This is a genomic window from Arthrobacter sp. TJ-178, assembly GCF_058269275.1.
Genome location: NZ_JBZCNK010000002.1, coordinates 246,896 through 264,433, shown reverse-complemented (window position 1 = coordinate 264,433; position 17,538 = coordinate 246,896). Strand labels below are relative to the sequence as shown.

Annotated in this window: 15 protein-coding genes; 8 read left to right on the top strand and 7 right to left on the bottom strand. The window is 65.2% G+C overall.

The genetic code is table 11. The features are described from left to right. Nucleotides 1-102 precede the first annotated feature (102 nt). Together AC4D2Q_RS07550 and AC4D2Q_RS07545 are read right to left on the bottom strand one after the other, a co-directional pair. Nucleotides 103-657 (bottom strand): VanZ family protein, encoded by a 555-nt coding sequence (locus AC4D2Q_RS07550; RefSeq protein ID WP_490945893.1) that lies wholly within the window; start codon nt 655-657, stop codon nt 103-105. Beyond that, entirely contained in the window at nt 654-1,229 is a 576-nt protein-coding gene (locus AC4D2Q_RS07545; RefSeq protein WP_490945892.1) for an arsenate reductase/protein-tyrosine-phosphatase family protein, read from the bottom strand. The genes AC4D2Q_RS07550 and AC4D2Q_RS07545 overlap by 4 nt, the downstream gene beginning before the upstream one ends. Before the next feature lie 295 nt (nt 1,230-1,524). Between AC4D2Q_RS07545 and AC4D2Q_RS07540 the strand changes: the two genes are divergently transcribed. The 6 genes from AC4D2Q_RS07540 to AC4D2Q_RS07515 all read left to right on the top strand — a co-directional run bounded on the left by AC4D2Q_RS07540 (nt 1,525) and on the right by AC4D2Q_RS07515 (nt 5,989). Continuing rightward, nucleotides 1,525-2,061 (top strand): alternate-type signal peptide domain-containing protein, encoded by a 537-nt coding sequence (locus AC4D2Q_RS07540; protein ID WP_490945891.1) that lies wholly within the window; start codon nt 1,525-1,527, stop codon nt 2,059-2,061. A gap of 97 nt (nt 2,062-2,158) precedes the next feature. Continuing rightward, nucleotides 2,159-2,734: a hypothetical protein gene (locus tag AC4D2Q_RS07535; RefSeq protein ID WP_490945890.1), complete on the top strand. Its 576-nt coding sequence runs from the start codon at nt 2,159-2,161 to the stop codon at nt 2,732-2,734. 8 nt (nt 2,735-2,742) lie between these two features. After that, on the top strand, nt 2,743-3,495 hold the full coding sequence (locus AC4D2Q_RS07530) for a signal peptidase I (RefSeq protein ID WP_490945889.1): 753 nt from the start codon (nt 2,743-2,745) through the stop codon (nt 3,493-3,495). Next, nucleotides 3,495-4,433: a hypothetical protein gene (locus AC4D2Q_RS07525; protein WP_490945888.1), complete on the top strand. Its 939-nt coding sequence runs from the start codon at nt 3,495-3,497 to the stop codon at nt 4,431-4,433. The genes AC4D2Q_RS07530 and AC4D2Q_RS07525 overlap by 1 nt, the downstream gene beginning before the upstream one ends. 13 nt (nt 4,434-4,446) lie before the next feature. Next, nucleotides 4,447-4,947, top strand: coding sequence for a hypothetical protein (locus tag AC4D2Q_RS07520; RefSeq protein WP_490945887.1), 501 nt, complete (start codon nt 4,447-4,449; stop codon nt 4,945-4,947). A gap of 139 nt (nt 4,948-5,086) precedes the next feature. Then, complete coding sequence (locus AC4D2Q_RS07515) at nt 5,087-5,989, top strand: hypothetical protein (RefSeq protein ID WP_490945886.1); 903 nt, start codon at nt 5,087-5,089, stop codon at nt 5,987-5,989. Between the two features lie 15 nt (nt 5,990-6,004). Here AC4D2Q_RS07515 and nhaA read toward each other — a convergent pair whose 3' ends face one another. From nhaA to AC4D2Q_RS07495, 4 genes are all read right to left on the bottom strand, one after another. Beyond that, the gene (gene nhaA / locus AC4D2Q_RS07510; RefSeq protein ID WP_490945885.1) at nt 6,005-7,423 is read right to left on the bottom strand and encodes a Na+/H+ antiporter NhaA; all 1,419 of its coding nucleotides are present in this window, start codon (nt 7,421-7,423) and stop codon (nt 6,005-6,007) included. Between the two features lie 69 nt (nt 7,424-7,492). Next, nucleotides 7,493-7,726 (bottom strand): SCO4848 family membrane protein, encoded by a 234-nt coding sequence (locus tag AC4D2Q_RS07505; RefSeq protein WP_490945884.1) that lies wholly within the window; start codon nt 7,724-7,726, stop codon nt 7,493-7,495. 12 nt (nt 7,727-7,738) lie between these two features. Next, nucleotides 7,739-8,236: a DUF2505 domain-containing protein gene (locus AC4D2Q_RS07500; RefSeq protein ID WP_490927192.1), complete on the bottom strand. Its 498-nt coding sequence runs from the start codon at nt 8,234-8,236 to the stop codon at nt 7,739-7,741. Between the two features lie 146 nt (nt 8,237-8,382). Beyond that, nucleotides 8,383-9,111: a hypothetical protein gene (locus tag AC4D2Q_RS07495; protein WP_490945883.1), complete on the bottom strand. Its 729-nt coding sequence runs from the start codon at nt 9,109-9,111 to the stop codon at nt 8,383-8,385. Between the two features lie 340 nt (nt 9,112-9,451). On the opposite strand from AC4D2Q_RS07495, the gene AC4D2Q_RS07490 reads away from it, so the two are divergent. After that, on the top strand, nt 9,452-11,152 hold the full coding sequence (locus AC4D2Q_RS07490) for a M28 family peptidase (RefSeq protein ID WP_490945882.1): 1,701 nt from the start codon (nt 9,452-9,454) through the stop codon (nt 11,150-11,152). A 424-nt stretch (nt 11,153-11,576) separates the two neighbouring features. Here the strand turns inward: AC4D2Q_RS07490 and AC4D2Q_RS07485 are convergent, their stop codons facing one another. Then, complete coding sequence (locus AC4D2Q_RS07485; RefSeq protein WP_490945881.1) at nt 11,577-13,169, bottom strand: carboxylesterase/lipase family protein; 1,593 nt, start codon at nt 13,167-13,169, stop codon at nt 11,577-11,579. A 655-nt stretch (nt 13,170-13,824) separates the two neighbouring features. On the opposite strand from AC4D2Q_RS07485, the gene mfd reads away from it, so the two are divergent. After that, complete coding sequence (gene mfd / locus AC4D2Q_RS07480) at nt 13,825-17,454, top strand: transcription-repair coupling factor (protein WP_490945880.1); 3,630 nt, start codon at nt 13,825-13,827, stop codon at nt 17,452-17,454. Nucleotides 17,455-17,538: the final 84 nt, after the last annotated feature.

Sequence of the window (17,538 nt, the reverse complement as noted above, 5' to 3'; positions counted from 1 at the left end):
GCCAGCACTTGCTCAGGAACTGCCCCGGGGAAGACGCAAGATCGGGGCAAGATTGTGCGTCCGGGTCTTTCCCACCCCGCGAGATGGCAGTAGGTGCATCTCTCAGCGCTCAGACGCGCACTTACTGCCATCTCGGCGGGTTCGCCAGGCGTAGACCGCAATGCAGCCCAGGGCGGCGCCGAGGGAATTGGCGGTCACATCGTAAATGGTGGCGAAGCGGTTCGGCAGCAGCACGGCCTGCGCGGATTCAATCAGGCAGGAGGCCGCGATGCCGCCGGCGGCAGCTAGCCAGATCCGCCGCTCGGGCAGCCAGGCAGCGCCGATCAGCCCAAAGGGCACAAACATCAGCACGTTCGCCAGATTCTCCACGAAGGAGTAATTCACCCAGCCGGGAACCCCCATACCGTGCAGCCTGCTCAGCACCGCCCTCAGGGTGCCGGCGGATCCCTGGTCCACGGGGGAGGGCCACAGCACGATGAATGCGAGCATCCCTATATAGAGGAGAAAGAGAACAGCCAGAGTCCTGCGCTGCCGGACCCGCCGGGATGGACCCGCGGGGCGCGACGGGGCAGGCCGGGACCGCGGTGTTGGGGCCGACCGGGCCAGGCGAGGCGGATACGACGGGGGAGGGGGAGGCTGCTGTCGGGCTGCTGTCACCGGTACTGCCGTTCCCAGGCCAGCAGGGTGTTCACCGCCGGGGTCAGTTCCTGCACCATCTGCTGGTAGGTCTCCTCGCTGCGGCGGTAAGGGTCCACGACGTCGTCCTCGCCCGGGCCCCCGGGGTTGGCGCTGCGCAGGCGAAGCGCCCTGCCCAGGGCGGCCGTCCAGCGTTCGGAGGCGCCGACGTCGTCCTGCCCGTCCACCTCGGGCAGCAGCCGAGCCAGTTCGCGCAGGGTGAAGGTGCGGCGCAGCAGGCCCGGGGCGAGTTCCACAATCTTGCTGCGGTGCGCCCGGCTCAGGGCCAGCACCAGATCCTGGCCGGCGAGGATGTCGGAGCTGAGCTGCCGGGAGACAAAGTTGGTGGAGTCCCCGCCGAAAACATTCACGAACCCGGCCACATGCGGTTCGATGCCGGAGCCCACCAGGGCGCCGGTGCCGGCGCTGGCGACGGTGAACTCGCCCGGGGCCATCTCATCGAAGCCGGCCTGGAGCAGACGCTCGGCCATGGGGGAGCGGCAGATATTGCCGGTGCAGACGGTCAGGATGCGGAACGGGGTATTGGTGCTCATGTCTCCGGGCTTCGAATTGCGCGTTCTAACGGGTGCTTTTGCGGTTACTGCGACTGCTTTGGAATGCTTTTGGGGCGCTGAAACGGGCTTTTGCGGACAAATCCACGGTTCATTGCGTTGATCTTGAGGTTACCTTGTGCCGGCCTTGCGCATTGGCCAAACGTTGCATCAACCCTGCGGGAAGAGCGCGTTGTTTCTTGAGGACCGGGCGGCAAAGTAATACCCAGCGGCAAGGAAAACCTTCCTAGGCCGAAAAGGTTCAAGCAGAACAAACAAGGGGAACACAATGAACAAGATGGCTAAAGGCGCACTGGCAATCGGCGTAGGCGCAGCACTCCTCCTCGGCGGCGGCGGAACCCTCGCCATCTGGAACGATTCCGAGACTACCGCCGCCGGCTCGATTACCGCCGGTGACCTGCAGCTGTCTCCGGTTGTGGGCGGCGAAGGCAAATGGACCAACGCTGTTGGCACCGTGGTGGATCTGAACACTTACAAGGTGGTTCCGGGTGATGTCCTGACTTACACGCAGAAGCTGAACGTCAAGCTGACCGGTGACCTGATGACAGCCAAGCTGTCGATGACGCAGCCGGCCTTCGGCAACGGCGGATTCGCTGCCGCAGACGTGACCGTGGAAGCACCCACCCTGAAGAAGGCCGACGGCACGCCCATCCCGGCCATCCTGAAGCCTGCGGATTCCGGTGACGTCATCGCTTCGGCCAAGTTCACCTTCAACAACCGGGCGGACCAGGGACAGAGCAGCGTCAACGCTGCCGCCACCTTCGGCGCCATCTCCTACAAGCTCGACCAGCAGGCCCCGGCTACCAAGCCGTAACGGCTAAGCAGCAACGGCTAACGCCACCTTGTTCTAACCCCTGGTTGTGCGCGAAGCGCACGCTCCGCGCACAACCTGTTCCCTGGAGATACATTCCGTGAAGAGCCTTCGAGCACTGAAAGCGGCAGGACTCATCCTCGCCGCCGTCGCGCTCGGGCTGATGACTGTTCAGGGAAGCTACGCACTGTGGAATGCCACAGTAAACACCGCCCCTTCAACGGTCCAGGCCGCGGACTTCAGCATTCTGGTCAACGGGGTGGACATGAGGGGAACGCAGGTTCAGCTCCCCATCGGTGAGCTGGCCCGTGGAAAGACCGCCTACGCGGCAATCGAGATTAGAAACAACGTGAATGTCACGGCGGCTTCCCCGCTGCGGCTTGGTTTTGACCTCACCCTGGTGCCGGTGGACAACTTCGGCGGGAACCTGGTGGTCAAGACTTTCGTGCCGGCTCCGGGCGGCAACTGCCAGGCAGTAGCTGCGGCGTCGTACAAGGAAGTCCCACCGAACGGCATCTCCCGGGCGCTGGCCCTGGGGACCACGCAAAACGTCTGCGTTGCAGTGGAACTCAACGCTGCCACGCCTCCCGCACAACTCGGCAAAGTCATCCAGATCCCGGCAAAGCTCACCGTGACGCAACTGGCACCCGGAACCCAAGTAACACCACGAGGATAGGAAGAATCATGAGCGCTCGCACTAAAGCAGAAGCCACCACCAGCCCCCTGGGCTTCATTGGCACCTGCCTCAGCTACGTTGCGCTCTGCCTCGCCGCTCTCGCCGCCCTCATTCTTGTGGCCGTTCCCATGATTACCGGGTCCCAGACGTACAGCGTCCTCACCAGCTCCATGGCTCCCAAATATGCTCCCGGCACCTTCCTGGTGGTCAAGCCCGTTCCCTTTGAGGAATTGAAGGTGGGGGACATCATCACCTACCAGATCAACTCGGGTTCCCCTGCCGTTATCACGCACCGCATTACCTCCGTCACCGCCGAACAGAGCGGCGAGATTGTGTTCATCACCAAGGGCGACAACAACGACGTCGAGGACGAACTGCCCGTGCGCGAAGTCCAGGTCAAAGGCAAGCTCTTTTACGCCGTTCCCTACGTAGGCTTTGTGGCCAACGGCCTCGGCAATTCCGACCGCGGTGCCATGGCCCAGTGGGGCGCCGTGGCCCTCATGGGATACGGCGTGATTGCTCTTGTCCGCGGCGCACTGGCCAAGAAGCGCAACGAGGGCGAATCGGATGAAGACAGCCGCGGCAGCGATAACGACCCGTTTGTTTTCCCGGACTTCGGCCCGGCCGAAGGCGCCGGCAGCGAGCCCCGCCACGACGATTCCATCCTGACCGACTGCGACGGCTGCGATCACGACGAACTCCGCGGCGACCGGAACAACCATGCACACCGCATTGAGGCCCGGAAGCACGCAACCGTCTGATGAGCCGGCACACAGCACCCGCTGCGGGATGGCGCCGGAGTTTGGTCGGAGCATCTGTTGCCGGTGTTGTCGGCACGGTGGTGTCCCTGGCCGGAGCGCCCGGCGCTTTCGCAGCCGGCGATTACCTGGAGTTCAGCCTCGACGGCGAGACCTTCACCTCCACGGTTGCCGGCTCAGTCTTCGGTGAATCCCTTGACTACGTCCCCGGCGGCACACGCAGCGCCACTCTCTGGGTTCGCAACAACAGCGAAGACCCGGCCCGGTTGTCCTCGGCAGCCCTCGTCGTCCGCTCTGATCCCGAGATGAACAACTATCTGGGCCTTCGAACCGGCAAGGACTCCGGCCTTTCGCCCCGCACTTCACTTGGCGGCTCAGGCTCCTGCACTGATCTGCAGGATGCCTGGGAACTCAAGCCGGGGGAAGAACGTGAGATGCGGCTGGTCCTCGACCTGGCTGTGGATGCTCCGAATGACACGATGAACCGCTCGGCGGACTTCGACGTTGTCTTCTTGCTGGAATCGATGGACGCTGTATCCCGGACTGCCTGTGCTGCTCTGGGGAATCCCACCCAGCCGCCGGACGAATCAGGAACAACCGCCAATAACCCCGATCCGATGGCAGCGGGCAAGCCTTCAGAAGTCGCAGCCCTGCAAGGAACACGCGGGACTCCGCAGCCAGCACCTAACAGCGTCTTCCCGGCAGCTCTGCCCGAACGCGCTGAAAGCGGCGGTCAAGCCAACCCGCCATTTGAAGCCAACCCGCCGCAGGCCGGCGGTCCGGCAGAGCAGAATCCCCAAGCCGCCATTATCCCGGCGGGTTTCCAGAGCACGGTGGAACCAATTATTCGGACGCTGCAGGGCACGCTCCTGATAGCCATGTCCGTGCTGCTGGCTGCTGCTGTGGTTCTTCGTTTCCGGAAGCGGCAGTTGGATGAGTAGGAAGCTTCCGGGCATGCGGGCCGCCGCAGTGGCCTTTGTCCTGACCGTTGTACTCGGAATTGGCGGCACAGCCGCATTTGCCTACTGGAGTCAGCAGGCCAGCGTCATCATTTCCGGACAGACAGCGCGGCCGCAAACCCCTGTTCCTGCAGATGTCAGGTGCCAATCAAGCTTCGTCAACCGGATTGAATGGCCGAACACTGCCGGAATTGATCCGGAAGCGCGTTACATCGTCACTTTTGACTCCAAGTTGCTGGACCGTCCGATTTCCTATGCGCTTCCCCGGGGGACTCTGCGGGTTGAGCCGTACTACCTCGATCTGAAGGACGAGCTGGGTTATTCCTTTCGGGAATATCCACTGACCGTGACCGTTCAAACAGCCATTGTTCGATCTCCATCATCTGCAACAGTGCGCATTGCACCTGCGGACCTGTTGTTTTCTTCTGAACCCAGCACTCCTGTAATGATGGGATACCAGAACCTGGGAATTGCAGGATTTCCCTGCAGGTCCTAGTCCTGGCCGCACCCGTAGAACTGCACGAAGTTGAGGGAAAACCATTTCTGCCAATGAACCGGGACCACCGCCGCCGCCGGACAATCGCCCCCGTCTGTTTCAGCGGCTGCGTGCCCTTCCCGGCTTCCGGACCGCGGCCGTGGCCTTTGTCCTGACCGTGGTGCTGGGCGCGGGCAGCACCATTGCCTACGCCTACTGGAGTCAGTCGGCTACCGTGGCCACCATCAGCGGAACTACCCGTTCGGAGGTCCCTGCTGTTCCTGCCGGTACAACCCTCGCGGTTGTAAACCCTGTCCTGGCGGCGCGGCCGGGAAAGGTCACTGCTCTGACCTGCAGCACCCTTGCAACGCAAGAAGCCATGATTCCCAAGACCACCACGGACATCCGCTTTTCTTGGCCGAGCGCCGCCAGTGCCACCAGCTATGTCATCACCATTAGGTCCAATTCGGGCGGATACGGTTACCAGCAAACCAAAACTGTCTCTGCCGCGACGGCTGATTTCCAATTCATCCGGCAAAAATCCGTTGAGGGGACAGGGCAGCCGGAGGCGGGCCCCACACCTTTTTACACCGACTACACCGTCCGCATCCTGCCCATGAATGGCGCCGTTCCGGGTGATCCGTTGTATCAGACGCTGTCTTACGCCCATTGGAGCAGCGCCAACTGCCACGCGGGACTTGGGGCAGAAGCTGCGCAGGCTTCCCCCGCGGGCAGCGCGGAACCTGTAAAGTGCGCACCGCTGAGCGGACCGGGGAAAGGCGCGTACTCCGATCTCGCGCTGAGCTGGCCCACAGCGAATAAAGCCACTGCTTATTCTGTGCGGGTGCTCAATGAAAAAGGATATGGCGCCGAAACATCGGTAACAGGATCCGGCGCCGTATTCCGGATCCAGCGGCCGTCCGGCGAAACAGGCGCAGAAGCATATTTCGGGAGTTACAACGTCAGGGTGCAGCCCATGGCGGGGAGCGCTGGTGGTGACCCCCAATATCTGACCCTGCAATTTCAGCCAAATAGCTTCGGATGCTTCTACGGATCTGGGTAGCGCAACCGTTTCCAGCTAAGAACGCCCGCTCCCGCCGTCGTCGCCCCCTTCGCCGCCGTCGTCGTCGTAAACGTCCGGAATCCCGTCGTCGTCCGCATCCGCGGACTCCTGTGCCTCCACCAGCCGGTAATGCCGGTTGCGGATCCGCAGCAGGACCGCCGCCAGCACCGCTGCGGTCACCGAGGCGGTCAGGATGGCCACCTTCGCATGGTCATTGTGCACGCTGCCCGGATCGAAGCTGAGGTCATTGACCAGCAGTGACACGGTGAAGCCGATGCCGGCGAGGATGCCGATGCCCAGCAGGTCGATCCATTTCACGGTGGAGTCCAGCCGGGCGCGGGTGGCGGCGGTGATGGCCCAGGTGGTGGCCAGGATGCCCAGCGGCTTGCCGGCCACCAGTCCGGCCAGGATGCCGAGTGCCACCGGATCGGTCAGCGCCGAACCCAGCCCGCTGACGCCGCCGATCGCCACGCCGGCGGAAAAGAACGCGAACACCGGCACCGCAAAACCGGTGGAGACCGGCCGGAAGCGGTGCTCGAAGATTTCGGCCAGGCCCGGCTTGCCCGGCTGCGGCAGCACCGGCGTGCCGTCCGGGCCGCGGCGCAGCACCGGGATGCAGAAGCCCAGCAGCACTCCGGCCACGGTTGCGTGCACGCCGGAGGCATGCATCAGTGCCCACACCGCCACCCCGACCGGCAGCAGGATCAGCCAGGCCGCCGCGGGACGGGTGGCGAAGAACCGCCGCCGAGTCTGCGCCAGGAACAGGAACAGGGCCAGCGGGGCAAGCATGATCAGCAGGTAGAGCAGATGCACGTCTTCGGAATAGAAGAACGCGATGATGGTGATGGCAATCAGGTCATCCACCACCGCCAGAGTCAGCAGGAAGATCCGCAGCGCCGAGGGCAGGTGGGAGCTGATCACCGCGAGCACCGCCAGCGCAAAGGCAATGTCGGTGGCGGTGGGAATGGCCCAGCCGCGCAGCGCGTCCGTGCCGGTGGCGAGGTTAACGGCCGTATAGATCAGGGCGGGAACGACGACGCCGCCCGCTGCCGCGGCCACCGGCACGATCGCCTTGCTGATCTGGCGCAGGTCTCCGGCCACGAATTCGCGCTTGAGCTCCAGCCCCACCAGGAAGAAGAAGATGGCCAGCAGGCCGTCTGCGGCCCAGGCGCCGACGCTGAGCTTCAGGTGCCAGGGTTCGTAGCCGAACTCGAAGTCGCGGACGGCAAAGTAGGAGTCCGACGCCGGGGAGTTGGCCCAGACCAGTGCGGCCACCGTGGCGATCAGCAGGAGCACCCCGCCCACGGTTTCCTTGCGCAGGATCTCGCCGATGCGCAGGAGCTCCGGATAGCTGGAGCGGGCCAGGACCGTGCCGCCCGGCCGGCGGGGCGGCTCGGGCCGGCCGGCGGGGGTGTTCTGCGGATCCGGTGCCATGGAGCTCCTCGGACAGAAAAACGGGATATCCGAAGTCTGGCACCATCCGGGGCGGTTAGCCCATCAGAGTCAGCCGATCAGGGCGCGGAAACCCACGATGACGGTGACCAGGCCAAAGACCATGGACGTGGTGACCTTCATCAGGTTCATGGTCAGGTACCGGGTGGGGGCACCCTTCTCGTCGCGGGCCTTCGGGCTCTTGTAGGCCTCAACCAGGTACGGCGGCCAGACCATCAGGCTCCACAGTCCGGCGATGATGAGGATGACGGAGAGTGCGGTGGGCAGGGCAAAGCTGTTGTCCATTGCTGCGCGGTCCTAGCGGTTTTCGATCCATTTGCCGGCCTGGCCGGCCTGGATGGTCAGCGCCTTGCCGATCATGGGCTCGGCGGACTTGGCGATCTTGTCGCCCAGGAACGGAATGGAGGAGCTGACCTTGCCGTCAACGTCCACGCGGGTTCCTCCGTTCAGGGGCACCAGACGCTGGGTGGCGGAAACCTTCAGCGGTACGCCGCCCACGGAGAGGTCAACGGAGGCCTCGCGGGAACCGTCGGCCGCCGGAGCCGCCCAGTGTTCCTTCTGCGTGACGGTGAGCGTGGCGCCCACGAACTTCTTGGCCATGTCCGGCAGCCGGTCGGTGGGCAGGGTGCGCACTGCGGTCAGGACAAATGCCCCGGCGGTGTCGCCGTCCACGGTGGCCGAGACCAGGGAGCCGCCAACGTGTTCGCTGACGCTGCGCAGGAAGTCCTCATTGGTGAACGTGTCGGTGACGGTGCGGACGTCGTGGGGCAGGGTGGTCGAGGCGTTCAGGGCCATGGGTCCTCCAGATAGGTAAGTCGCTTTGCCGGCGTGCGGTGCGCAGGTGCGCACAGCTCAACCGGCCCGCAATCATCCTAATCTGCGGCGGTCCCCAGCTCCGAAACGGCCCGTTCTCTCCCGGGAACCGGTGCGGCCCGGAACCGCTAGCGTTCCAGGCTCACGCAGGCCACGGCACGGTCATCGTCCGAGGCGTCCGGGCTCGCACTGGCGGTCTCGTCGTCGTCGAGGGTGATCAGCAGCGAGCGGCCAATGCCGTCGTCGGGCAGGACCCACGGCACGGTGACGCTGGCGGTGGAGCCGCCGTCGCGGTCGGTGGTGAAGTCCAAGCTCAGGTCATCCGAATCCTCGTTCCGGGTGTCCTCGTATTCCTCGCCGGCATCGGAGGGATCGGGGCCGCACAGCTTCTGATGCAGCTCGGCGGTGAATTCCGTGTTCGGAGCGAAGCCGCGCACGATCATCTCCAGCGTGGTGTTCGCTTCGGTGTCATTGACCGTGATGGTGGTGTCAGCGCCGTCGGGCACGAAGGAGGTGTCGTAGGTGCTGGCAATGGCGTTCTCGCAATAGGTGCCGAACGTGCCCTGGATGATGCCGCTGGCAATGGGGCTGGGGGTGGTGGTGCCGCAGCGGTTGGGGTCCTCGGTCACTCCCGGGATGCCCTGCGCCTCACAGCTTTCCTGCGCCGCGCTCCCCGGAGAAGCAGACGCACAGGCCGCCGCCGTGTCCTCGCCCGAGGACTCCGGACTGGCCGTTGAGGTTGCCTCTTCATTGTCGGCCGAGTACGAGCCGCCCCCGGATTCATTGTCGTTGCAGCCGGCCAGGGCGAACAGGGACAGGAGAAGTGCGCTGGCCAGGAGGAAGGCTTTGCGTGCCATGGGGCAATCCTTACGTACGTTGGGATCCGGCGTGTGCCCGTGCCATTCCAGCGTGGCAGGGCAGGGAATGAAACACCAGAACACTGCCGCGCATTGGGTGCCGGCGGGCGATGCCCGGGCAAAACTCCCCAACCTAGCCGCCGCCGTCGCCGTTGAGAACAGGTACGACGGCGGGAGGCGGGTTTTTTGCCCAAGTGCGGCCCGGTTGCCGGGCTTTCGCTTCCCGGACACGGTTCCGTGCCTTACCGTCTGCGGCACGGCTTCCCTGGGGAGGGGCCGGAACCCGGCGGCTGTTCACGCACCGCCGGCACGGAAATCACTCGCACCCATGAGGGGAAGCATGAAAACACCACGTATTCTCCGCGGAACTGCGCTCGCAGCCGCTGTTGTCCTCACCGCCGGAACCGCCGGACCGGTGTTCGCCGAGTCCGGGGCAGCCCGCACCACGGTGACGGACGGCACCGCTGCGGACGGCACTTCCGCTGCCCCGGACAGCGGCAAGGGCCGCCATCCGGGGAAGCCGGGCCATCCCTGGAAGCCGGGAAAGCCCGGAAAACCAGGGAAACCGGTCAAGCCTGTGAAGGATGAGAGCGAAAAACTGCGCGCCAAGGTCACGCTTCACAATGTCTTTGACCATCTGGAGGGACTGCAGGACGCCGCCGATGCCAACGACGGCAACCGGGCAGACGGCACACCCGGCTATGAGGCATCCGGACAGTACATCGAGGACCAGCTGCGGCGGGCGGGATACAAGCCGGTGCGCCAGGACTTCTCCTACGACCAGTTCGAATTGAACAGCGAAGCCCTGGAGCAGACCGCGCCGACGGCCACGACGTACACGGCCGGGACCGACTTCACCACCATGAGCTACTCCGGGCCGGGGGATGTCACGGCACCCGTCAGCGCGGTGGACATCAATCTCACCGGGGACCGGGCCAGCACCTCCGGCTGCGAGGCAGAGGACTTCACCGGCTTTGCCGCCGGCAACATCGCGCTGATCCAGCGCGGAACTTGCCCCTTTGGGGACAAAGTGGTGAACGCGGCGGCAGCGGGGGCTGCCGGCGTCGTCATCTTCAACCAGGGCAATGAGGTCCCGAACGATGATCGCACCGGGCTGGTCAACGGCACCCTGGGCACGGAGTTGTCAGCCATCCCGGCCGTCGGCATCACCTTTGCCCTGGGCGAGGCTCTGGCGGGCACGACCGGAGTGGAACTGCGGCTCACCGTTGACTCGGGGGTGCGGACCACCAACTCGTTCAACATTCTGGCCGACACACCCCGCGGAAACGCGGCCCGTACCGTCGTCGTGGGCGCGCATCTTGATTCCGTGACGGTGGGGTCGGGCATCAATGACAACGGCAGCGGCAGCGCGGCCGTCCTGGAAACCGCCATCCAGCTCGCCGAGACCACCAAGCGGAACCCGCTGCAGAACCGGGTCCGCTTTGCCTTCTGGGGCGGAGAAGAGAACGGGCTGGTTGGCTCCAACCACTACGTCTCGCAGCTTGATCAGGCAGGGCTGGACGGCACCCTCGCGAACCTGAACTTTGACATGCTGGGTTCGCCGAACCTGGTTCGTTTTGTCTACGACGGTGACGGCTCTGCATTCCCCGACAGTGACGCTCCGCGGCCGGTGGGTTCGGATGAGATTGAGCGCATCTTCGAGGAGTATTTCTCGGGGCAGCAGCTGGCCTCGGCACCCACTGAGTTCAGCGGACGCTCCGACTACTCGGCGTTCATCCAAAACGGTATTCCGGCGGGTGGCTTGTTCAGCGGTGCCGAAGGCATCAAGACCGACGAGGAAGCTGCACTGTTCGGCGGCACGGCGGGGGAAGCCTACGACCCCTGCTACCACCAGAAGTGCGACGACCTCGGGAACATCAACCGCCGCGGATTGGACCAGATGTCCGACGCCGTGGCGCATTCTGTGCTGACCTTCGCGCGGACGGACGCGGACCTGCGCGGCGGCGGCGACGTTCAGGCGAAGCGGCTGGCACCGGCGGATGTCGAGCTGCAGTACCGCGGCAACGAAGCAGTGAAGTAATGCAGTGATGCTGTGATGAAGCAGTGAGGTAAGGGTGCCGGGCCGAATGTAGCCCGGGTGCCGGGAAGGGCGGGAGGCCGGAGTCAGCGGCCTTCCGCCTTTCCTTTTGTGCACGTCTGTTCCTTTGTGCACTTCTGTCTGTTTCTGCACGTCTGGCGGAGGACCACCCTCTCGTCGTCGCCGTCGCCGTCGGGTGTCGAGTGCCGAGATAGTGGCGCGTCGGAACATCCATTGCTGCGCTCATGCCTCTTTGAGGCGCGCATTCCGGCAGGAGCTCTACACTCGGCGGGGGTCGGCGGGGGTAAGCCGCAGGAGCGCGACACTCGGCGAAGACCTATTTCTGTAGCCTAGCCCCCGGCACAGAACCGCCGCCCGTCATGAGACGGGCGGCGGTTGTCTGTCGAGCTGGGCTTCCGGAGATGGGTCAGGGAGCCGGGCTTACCCGGTCCCACAGGTCGCATCCGTGTTCCGCGTCGATTGTCGAGTGGCTGACAACCTGGGCGCTGGGAGCGGCGAACTGCAGCAGGTTTCCCTGCGGGCGGTACTTAGGCCACCGCGGCGCGTACTTCACGTCGGGGCGTCCGTCCTCGGCGAAGCTGGACCAGTAGCTGATCATCTGATCCGAGAGCTGCACCTGTTCGCTGCTGAACGGGAGAGCCGTTCCGAGGTAGTCCCACAGGTAGCCAAGGTCATTGACGTGCGTGGCACCAAACGGGTAATCCGTGCCCAGACGCCAAATCGAGGTGAACGCCGGACCGTTCTTCTCTGCGAACTCGTAGGCGTAGGTCCTGGTGTCCGCACCCAGCCGGTCCCGCAGGGTCTGGTCACGGCACGCGCGCTGGTCACTTTGGACGTCTCCCCAAGCGACGGTGGGGGAGGCATAGTTGGCGGCGGGGTACGCGGCGGCCACGGCAGCCGCATCGGCCGGATAGGTGGTGGAGATCAGGTCCGCGAGCATCTCCGCGGTGATCGGATTGTTGACGTAGTCGTAAGCGCCAAAGACGCTTTGCTGCGACTCGTCGGCAGTGCCGCCCACAATGACCGGAAGGTCGGTGAGCTTGCGGGCCTTCAGCAGTTCCAGCGGATCTTTCGGCAGAACGGCGTTTCCGTAGACGGGTCCGCTCTGCCGAGCTGCCGTCTGCGCAGCGAGTACCTCGGCCGGAGTTTTGCTCCGCAGGCAGGCCAGCTCCGTGGCGGGATCGGGGCAGCCGATCGCCGTCGCGAACGAGGCACCGGACTGGCGCGCTGCCTCCGGTGTCCGGGCCGAGCATCCGCCGCTCTGCAGGATGGCCCGGTCAAAAAGGCCCTTGGCTCCGGGCGAAGCCATCTGGGCGCAGGTGTTCGAGGCGCCCGCAGACTGACCGGCCAGGGTGACGTTTCGAGGGTCTCCGCCGAACTTTCGGATGTTCTCCCGGACCCACTTGAGCGCCGCCTGCTGGTCAAGAAGACCAAAGTTGCCGGCCGCGCCGTCGGGGTTGTCAGCCTCCAGCCCGGCTGTATCCAACCAGCCCATGGCACCGACGCGGTAGTTGATGGTGACGTAGACGGCCTCAGTCTTGGTGATGAACTTCGTGGGGTCGGTGTCACGCCCCGCGCCGGCAACGTTGCCTCCGCCGTGGTTCCACACGAACACCGGGAGCTTCTTGGAGGACGGCCCGCTGGGGCTGTAGACGTTGAGGTACAGGCAGTCCTCATTCAGGGTCGGCTGGTCATAGCCCGGGTCCCATCCGGTTCCCTGGGTGCAGGAACCGCCAAACTGCGTCGCGTCGAGCACTCCGTCCCATGGTGCTGCCGGTGCCGGAGCTTTCCAACGCAGATCCCCGACCGGGGGTGCCGCATAGGGGATGCCTTTATAGGACGTCACCATCGACGTCGCAACGCCTTTCACAGCGCCGTTGGTTGTGGACACCACAGGGTACTGGCCCCGGTATCCCGATCCGGACTGCGCATCGCCGTAGTCCGAATCCGCGTAATCCGAATCTTCGTACCCCTGCGAGTTGGCGACCGCACCGGTCACAGATGCAACGCCTGTGAAGGATAGGGCCGCGGCAATTCCAGCGGCCAGCCAGGGCCGCGTTCTTCTGCTTTTGATCATTGGAACCTCACTTATAGGCGGCAAGGCCCTAAGCGGGCACCATTGCCGTTCCTGAACTTCCGGTCCATCAGCGTTCCGGGCTGCAGTTTTAGTGGTGCGAGTGAACGCTGCGTTCGCCGAGTATTGAGGGCGGATTCAGGGCGGGCAAGCGTTTTTTCGCTCGTGAGGCATGATTGCGCGATAAACAATGAGGGCGCTCGTGTTTCTCTACTAATGCCCGTCACCGGGGGCTAGAGTCCGGAAGCGGTGCCCTGAGTGTCGAGATAGTGGCGCATAGGAACATCCATTGCTGCGCTCATGCCGCTTTGAGGTGCGCATTCCGGCAGGAGCTCTACACTCGGCGGGGGTAAGCCGCAGGACCTCGACACTCGGCGGGGGTCGGCGGGGGGGGTATGCCGCAGGAGCTCGACACTCGGCGGCCGGGCAGGACTCAGCGAACCGGCTGCACCGGCTCTCAGCCTGCAGCGGACGAGGCCCGAACCGCCCCGGCCCAGCGGGTAGTCTGGAACAAAAGCCCCGGGGTTCCTCAGTGAACTTCGGGTTATTTGCGTTGTTTCACGTCAAGGAGCCCCTCCCCATGAGCCTGAACGGACTGCGCGCCGCCCTGGCCGAAGACCCGTCCTACGCACGGGTGCGAACCCTCGCCTCGCGCACCCCCGAACGCCGCAGCGAAGACCTGCAGATCGGCGCCCCGCAGGGAATGCGGGCGGCGCTGCTGGCGGAAATGGTGGACGGGCTCGCCGAAGCAGCCAAGGACGCGGCCGACGACGGCGCCATCCCCGACGCTGCGACCGCACCTCCCGTGGTGCTCGCCGTGACGGCCACCGGCCGCGAGGCCGAGGACCTTGCCGCAGCGCTGCGGTCCTATCTGCCGCTGGCCGGCATCGAGGAATTCCCGTCGTGGGAAACCCTGCCGCATGAGCGCCTTTCGCCCCGCTCGGACACGGTGGGCCGGCGCTTGTCCGTCCTGCGCCGGCTGGCCCATCCCGAAGGCCATCCCATCTCCGTGATCGTGGCGCCGGTGCGCGCCGTCGTTCAGCCCCTGGTTGCCGGACTCGGTGATCTGCAGCCGGTCACGCTGAAGGTGGGGGAGGAGCGTCCGTTCAACGACGTCGTCAAGGCACTCTCCGCGGCCGCCTATGCACGCGTGGACATGGTCTCCCACCGCGGCGAATTTGCCGTCCGCGGCGGCATTCTGGACGTCTTCCCGCCCACCGAGGACCATCCGATCCGCGTTGACTTCTTCGGCGACGAGGTGGACTCGATGCGCTGGTTCGCTGTCGCCGACCAGCGCACCCTCACCGGACCGCACATCACCCAGCCCACCGAGCTGTATGCCCCGCCCTGCCGCGAAATCTTGATCACGCCGTCGGTGATGAGCCGCGCCGCGAAGCTGCAGTCCCAGATGCCCGCCGCGGCGGACATGCTGGAAAAGATTGCCGGCGGCATCGCCGTGGAGGGCATGGAATCCCTGGCTCCGGTGCTGGTGGATGAAATGGTGCCGCTGATGGGCCAGCTGCCCGCCGGTTCCCTGTCCGTGGTGATCGAACCTGAAAAGGTCCGCGCCCGCGCCCATGACCTGGCTGCCACGAACGAGGAATTCCTCGCCGCCGCCTGGGCCACCGCGTCCGACGGCGGTGCCGCACCCCTGGATTTGTCCGCCGGCATCAGCGCGGACCTGGAGGCAGCGAGCTTCCGGTCCCTGGCCGATACCCGCTCCGCAGCCCTGGCCAACTCGGTGGGCTGGTGGTCCATCACGTCCTTCAATCCGGATGATGAAACCGTCCTGGACATCGACACCCTGACCATCAACGCCCGCGAACCCCGCGGTTACCAGGGCGACGTGGCGGAAATGATGGAGTTCATCGGCTCCCGCGTGCGCGATGCCTGGCGCGTCGTCGTCGTCACCGAAGGCCCCGGCCCGGCCTCCCGCCTGGCCGAGCTGTTCCGCGACAATGACATTCCCGCCGCGCTTACCGAATCCTTGGACACCGAGCCGGCGCCGGGCATCATCTCCATCACCACCGCCAGCGCCGGGCGCGGCTACGTCTTTGACGGGCTCAAGACCGGACTGCTGACCGAGGCGGATCTGCTGGGCCGGGCCAGCGCCTACTCCACCCGCGACATGCGCAAGATGCCCTCCAAGCGGCGCAACGCCGTCGACCCCCTGCAGCTGCACGAGGGCGACTTTGTGGTGCACGAGCAGCACGGTGTGGGCCGGTTTGTGGAACTCATCCAGCGGGCCACCGGCGCCGGGCAGAACAAGACTGTGCGTGAGTACTTGGTGCTCGAATACGCTCCGGCCAAGCGCGGCGCTCCCGGGGACCGCCTGTTTGTGCCGACCGATCAGCTGGACCAGATCACCCGTTACGTGGGCGGGGAAACCCCGGTGCTGTCCAAGATGGGCGGCTCGGACTGGGCCAAGACCAAGTCCCGGGCGCGCAAGGCCGTCAAGGAAATTGCCGGCGAGCTGATCCGGCTTTACTCCGCGCGGATGGCCTCGAAGGGGCACGCGTTCGCGAAGGACACCCCGTGGCAGCGTGAGCTGGAGGAAGCCTTCCCGTACGTGGAAACTCCGGACCAGCTGACCACCATCAACGAGGTTAAGGCGGACATGGAGAAGGAAGTTCCCATGGACCGGCTGGTCTCCGGCGACGTGGGCTACGGCAAAACCGAGATTGCGGTGCGCGCCGCGTTCAAGGCCGTGCAGGACGGCAAGCAGGTGGCGGTGCTGGTGCCCACCACGCTGCTGGCCCAGCAGCACATGGAAACCTTCGGCGAACGCTTCTCCGGTTTCCCGGTGCGGGTGGAATCGCTGTCCCGTTTCCAGACCGCCAAGCAGGCCAAGGAAACCATTGAGGGCGTGAAGAACGGCTCAGTGGACGTGGTGATCGGAACGCACCGGCTGCTCTCGCAGGAAGTGCAGTTCAAGGACCTGGGCCTGGTGATTGTGGATGAGGAACAGCGCTTTGGCGTGGAGCACAAGGAAGCGCTGAAGAAGATGCGCACCAACGTGGACGTGCTGGCGATGAGTGCGACGCCGATTCCGCGCACCTTGGAAATGTCGCTGACCGGCATCCGGGAAACCTCCACGCTGGCCACCCCGCCGGAGGAGCGGCATCCGGTGCTCACCTACGTGGGCCCGTACACGGACCGGCAGGCCTCGGCCGCCATCCGGCGCGAGCTGATGCGCGAAGGCCAGGTGTTCTTTGTGCACAACCGGGTCTCCTCGATCGACCGCACCGCCGCGCACCTGCAGGAGCTGGTCCCGGAGGCGCGCATCGCCGTCGCGCACGGGCAGATGAGCGAATCCAAGCTCGAGCAGATCATCGTGGACTTCTGGGAAAAGCGCTTCGACGTGCTCGTGTGCACCACCATCATTGAAACCGGCCTGGACATCTCCAACGCCAACACCCTGATTGTGGACCGGGCGGACCACTTTGGCCTGTCCCAGCTGCACCAGCTGCGCGGACGCGTGGGCCGCGGCCGGGAACGTGCGTACGCGTACTTCCTGTATCCGTCGGAAAAGCCGCTGGGCGAGGTGGCGCTGGAACGGCTCAAGGCCGTGGCCACGCACAACGAGCTCGGCGCCGGCATGCAGCTGGCCATGAAGGACCTGGAGATCCGCGGGGCGGGCAACCTGCTCGGCGGGGAACAGTCGGGGCATATTGCCGGCGTCGGCTTTGACCTGTACATCCGGCTGGTGGGCGAGGCCGTGGCGGATTACCGCGGGGAGGCCGAGGAAAAGGCCGCCGAAATGAAGATCGAACTGCCGGTCAATGCGCACCTGCCGCACGATTACGTGCCGGGGGAGCGGCTGCGGCTCGAGGCCTACCGCAAGCTGGCCTCCGCGGTGACGTACGAGGCGATCGACGAGGTGCTGGCAGAGCTGGTGGACCGTTACGGCGAGCCGCCGCTGGCCGTGAAGAACCTGATTGATGTGGCCCGGTTCCGGGTGGGAGCGCGCGAGGCGGGCCTCACGGACGTGGCGCTGCAGGGCAACTTCATCAAGTTTGCCCCCGGAAACCTGCCCGAATCCCGCGTGATGCGCCTGCAGCGGATGTACCCCGGCGCCCAGGTGAAGCCGGCGCTGAACGCCGTGCTGGTGCCCAAGCCGAAGACCGCGCGGATTGGCGGCCGGGACCTGGTGGACGCCGAGATCCTGGCCTGGGCGCAGCAGGTGGTGGACGCGGTCTTCAAGGAGTGACCCTGCCGGACGGGGCCCGGATATGAGGGACCCCGTCCGTTAAACAGATCTGCACGCAGCCGAATCGGCTGCGTGCAGATGTTG

Coding starts and splice junctions, on each gene's coding strand:
- AC4D2Q_RS07500 (WP_490927192.1), bottom strand. CDS start 8,236: ATGGCCCTGAACGCCTCGACCACCCTGCCCCACGACGTCCGCACCGTC.
- mfd (WP_490945880.1), top strand. CDS start 13,825: ATGAGCCTGAACGGACTGCGCGCCGCCCTGGCCGAAGACCCGTCCTAC.
- nhaA (WP_490945885.1), bottom strand. CDS start 7,423: ATGGCACCGGATCCGCAGAACACCCCCGCCGGCCGGCCCGAGCCGCCC.
- AC4D2Q_RS07525 (WP_490945888.1), top strand. CDS start 3,495: ATGAGCCGGCACACAGCACCCGCTGCGGGATGGCGCCGGAGTTTGGTC.
- AC4D2Q_RS07530 (WP_490945889.1), top strand. CDS start 2,743: ATGAGCGCTCGCACTAAAGCAGAAGCCACCACCAGCCCCCTGGGCTTC.
- AC4D2Q_RS07490 (WP_490945882.1), top strand. CDS start 9,452: ATGAAAACACCACGTATTCTCCGCGGAACTGCGCTCGCAGCCGCTGTT.
- AC4D2Q_RS07495 (WP_490945883.1), bottom strand. CDS start 9,111: ATGGCACGCAAAGCCTTCCTCCTGGCCAGCGCACTTCTCCTGTCCCTG.
- AC4D2Q_RS07520 (WP_490945887.1), top strand. CDS start 4,447: ATGCGGGCCGCCGCAGTGGCCTTTGTCCTGACCGTTGTACTCGGAATT.
- AC4D2Q_RS07545 (WP_490945892.1), bottom strand. CDS start 1,229: ATGAGCACCAATACCCCGTTCCGCATCCTGACCGTCTGCACCGGCAAT.
- AC4D2Q_RS07505 (WP_490945884.1), bottom strand. CDS start 7,726: ATGGACAACAGCTTTGCCCTGCCCACCGCACTCTCCGTCATCCTCATC.
- AC4D2Q_RS07540 (WP_490945891.1), top strand. CDS start 1,525: ATGGCTAAAGGCGCACTGGCAATCGGCGTAGGCGCAGCACTCCTCCTC.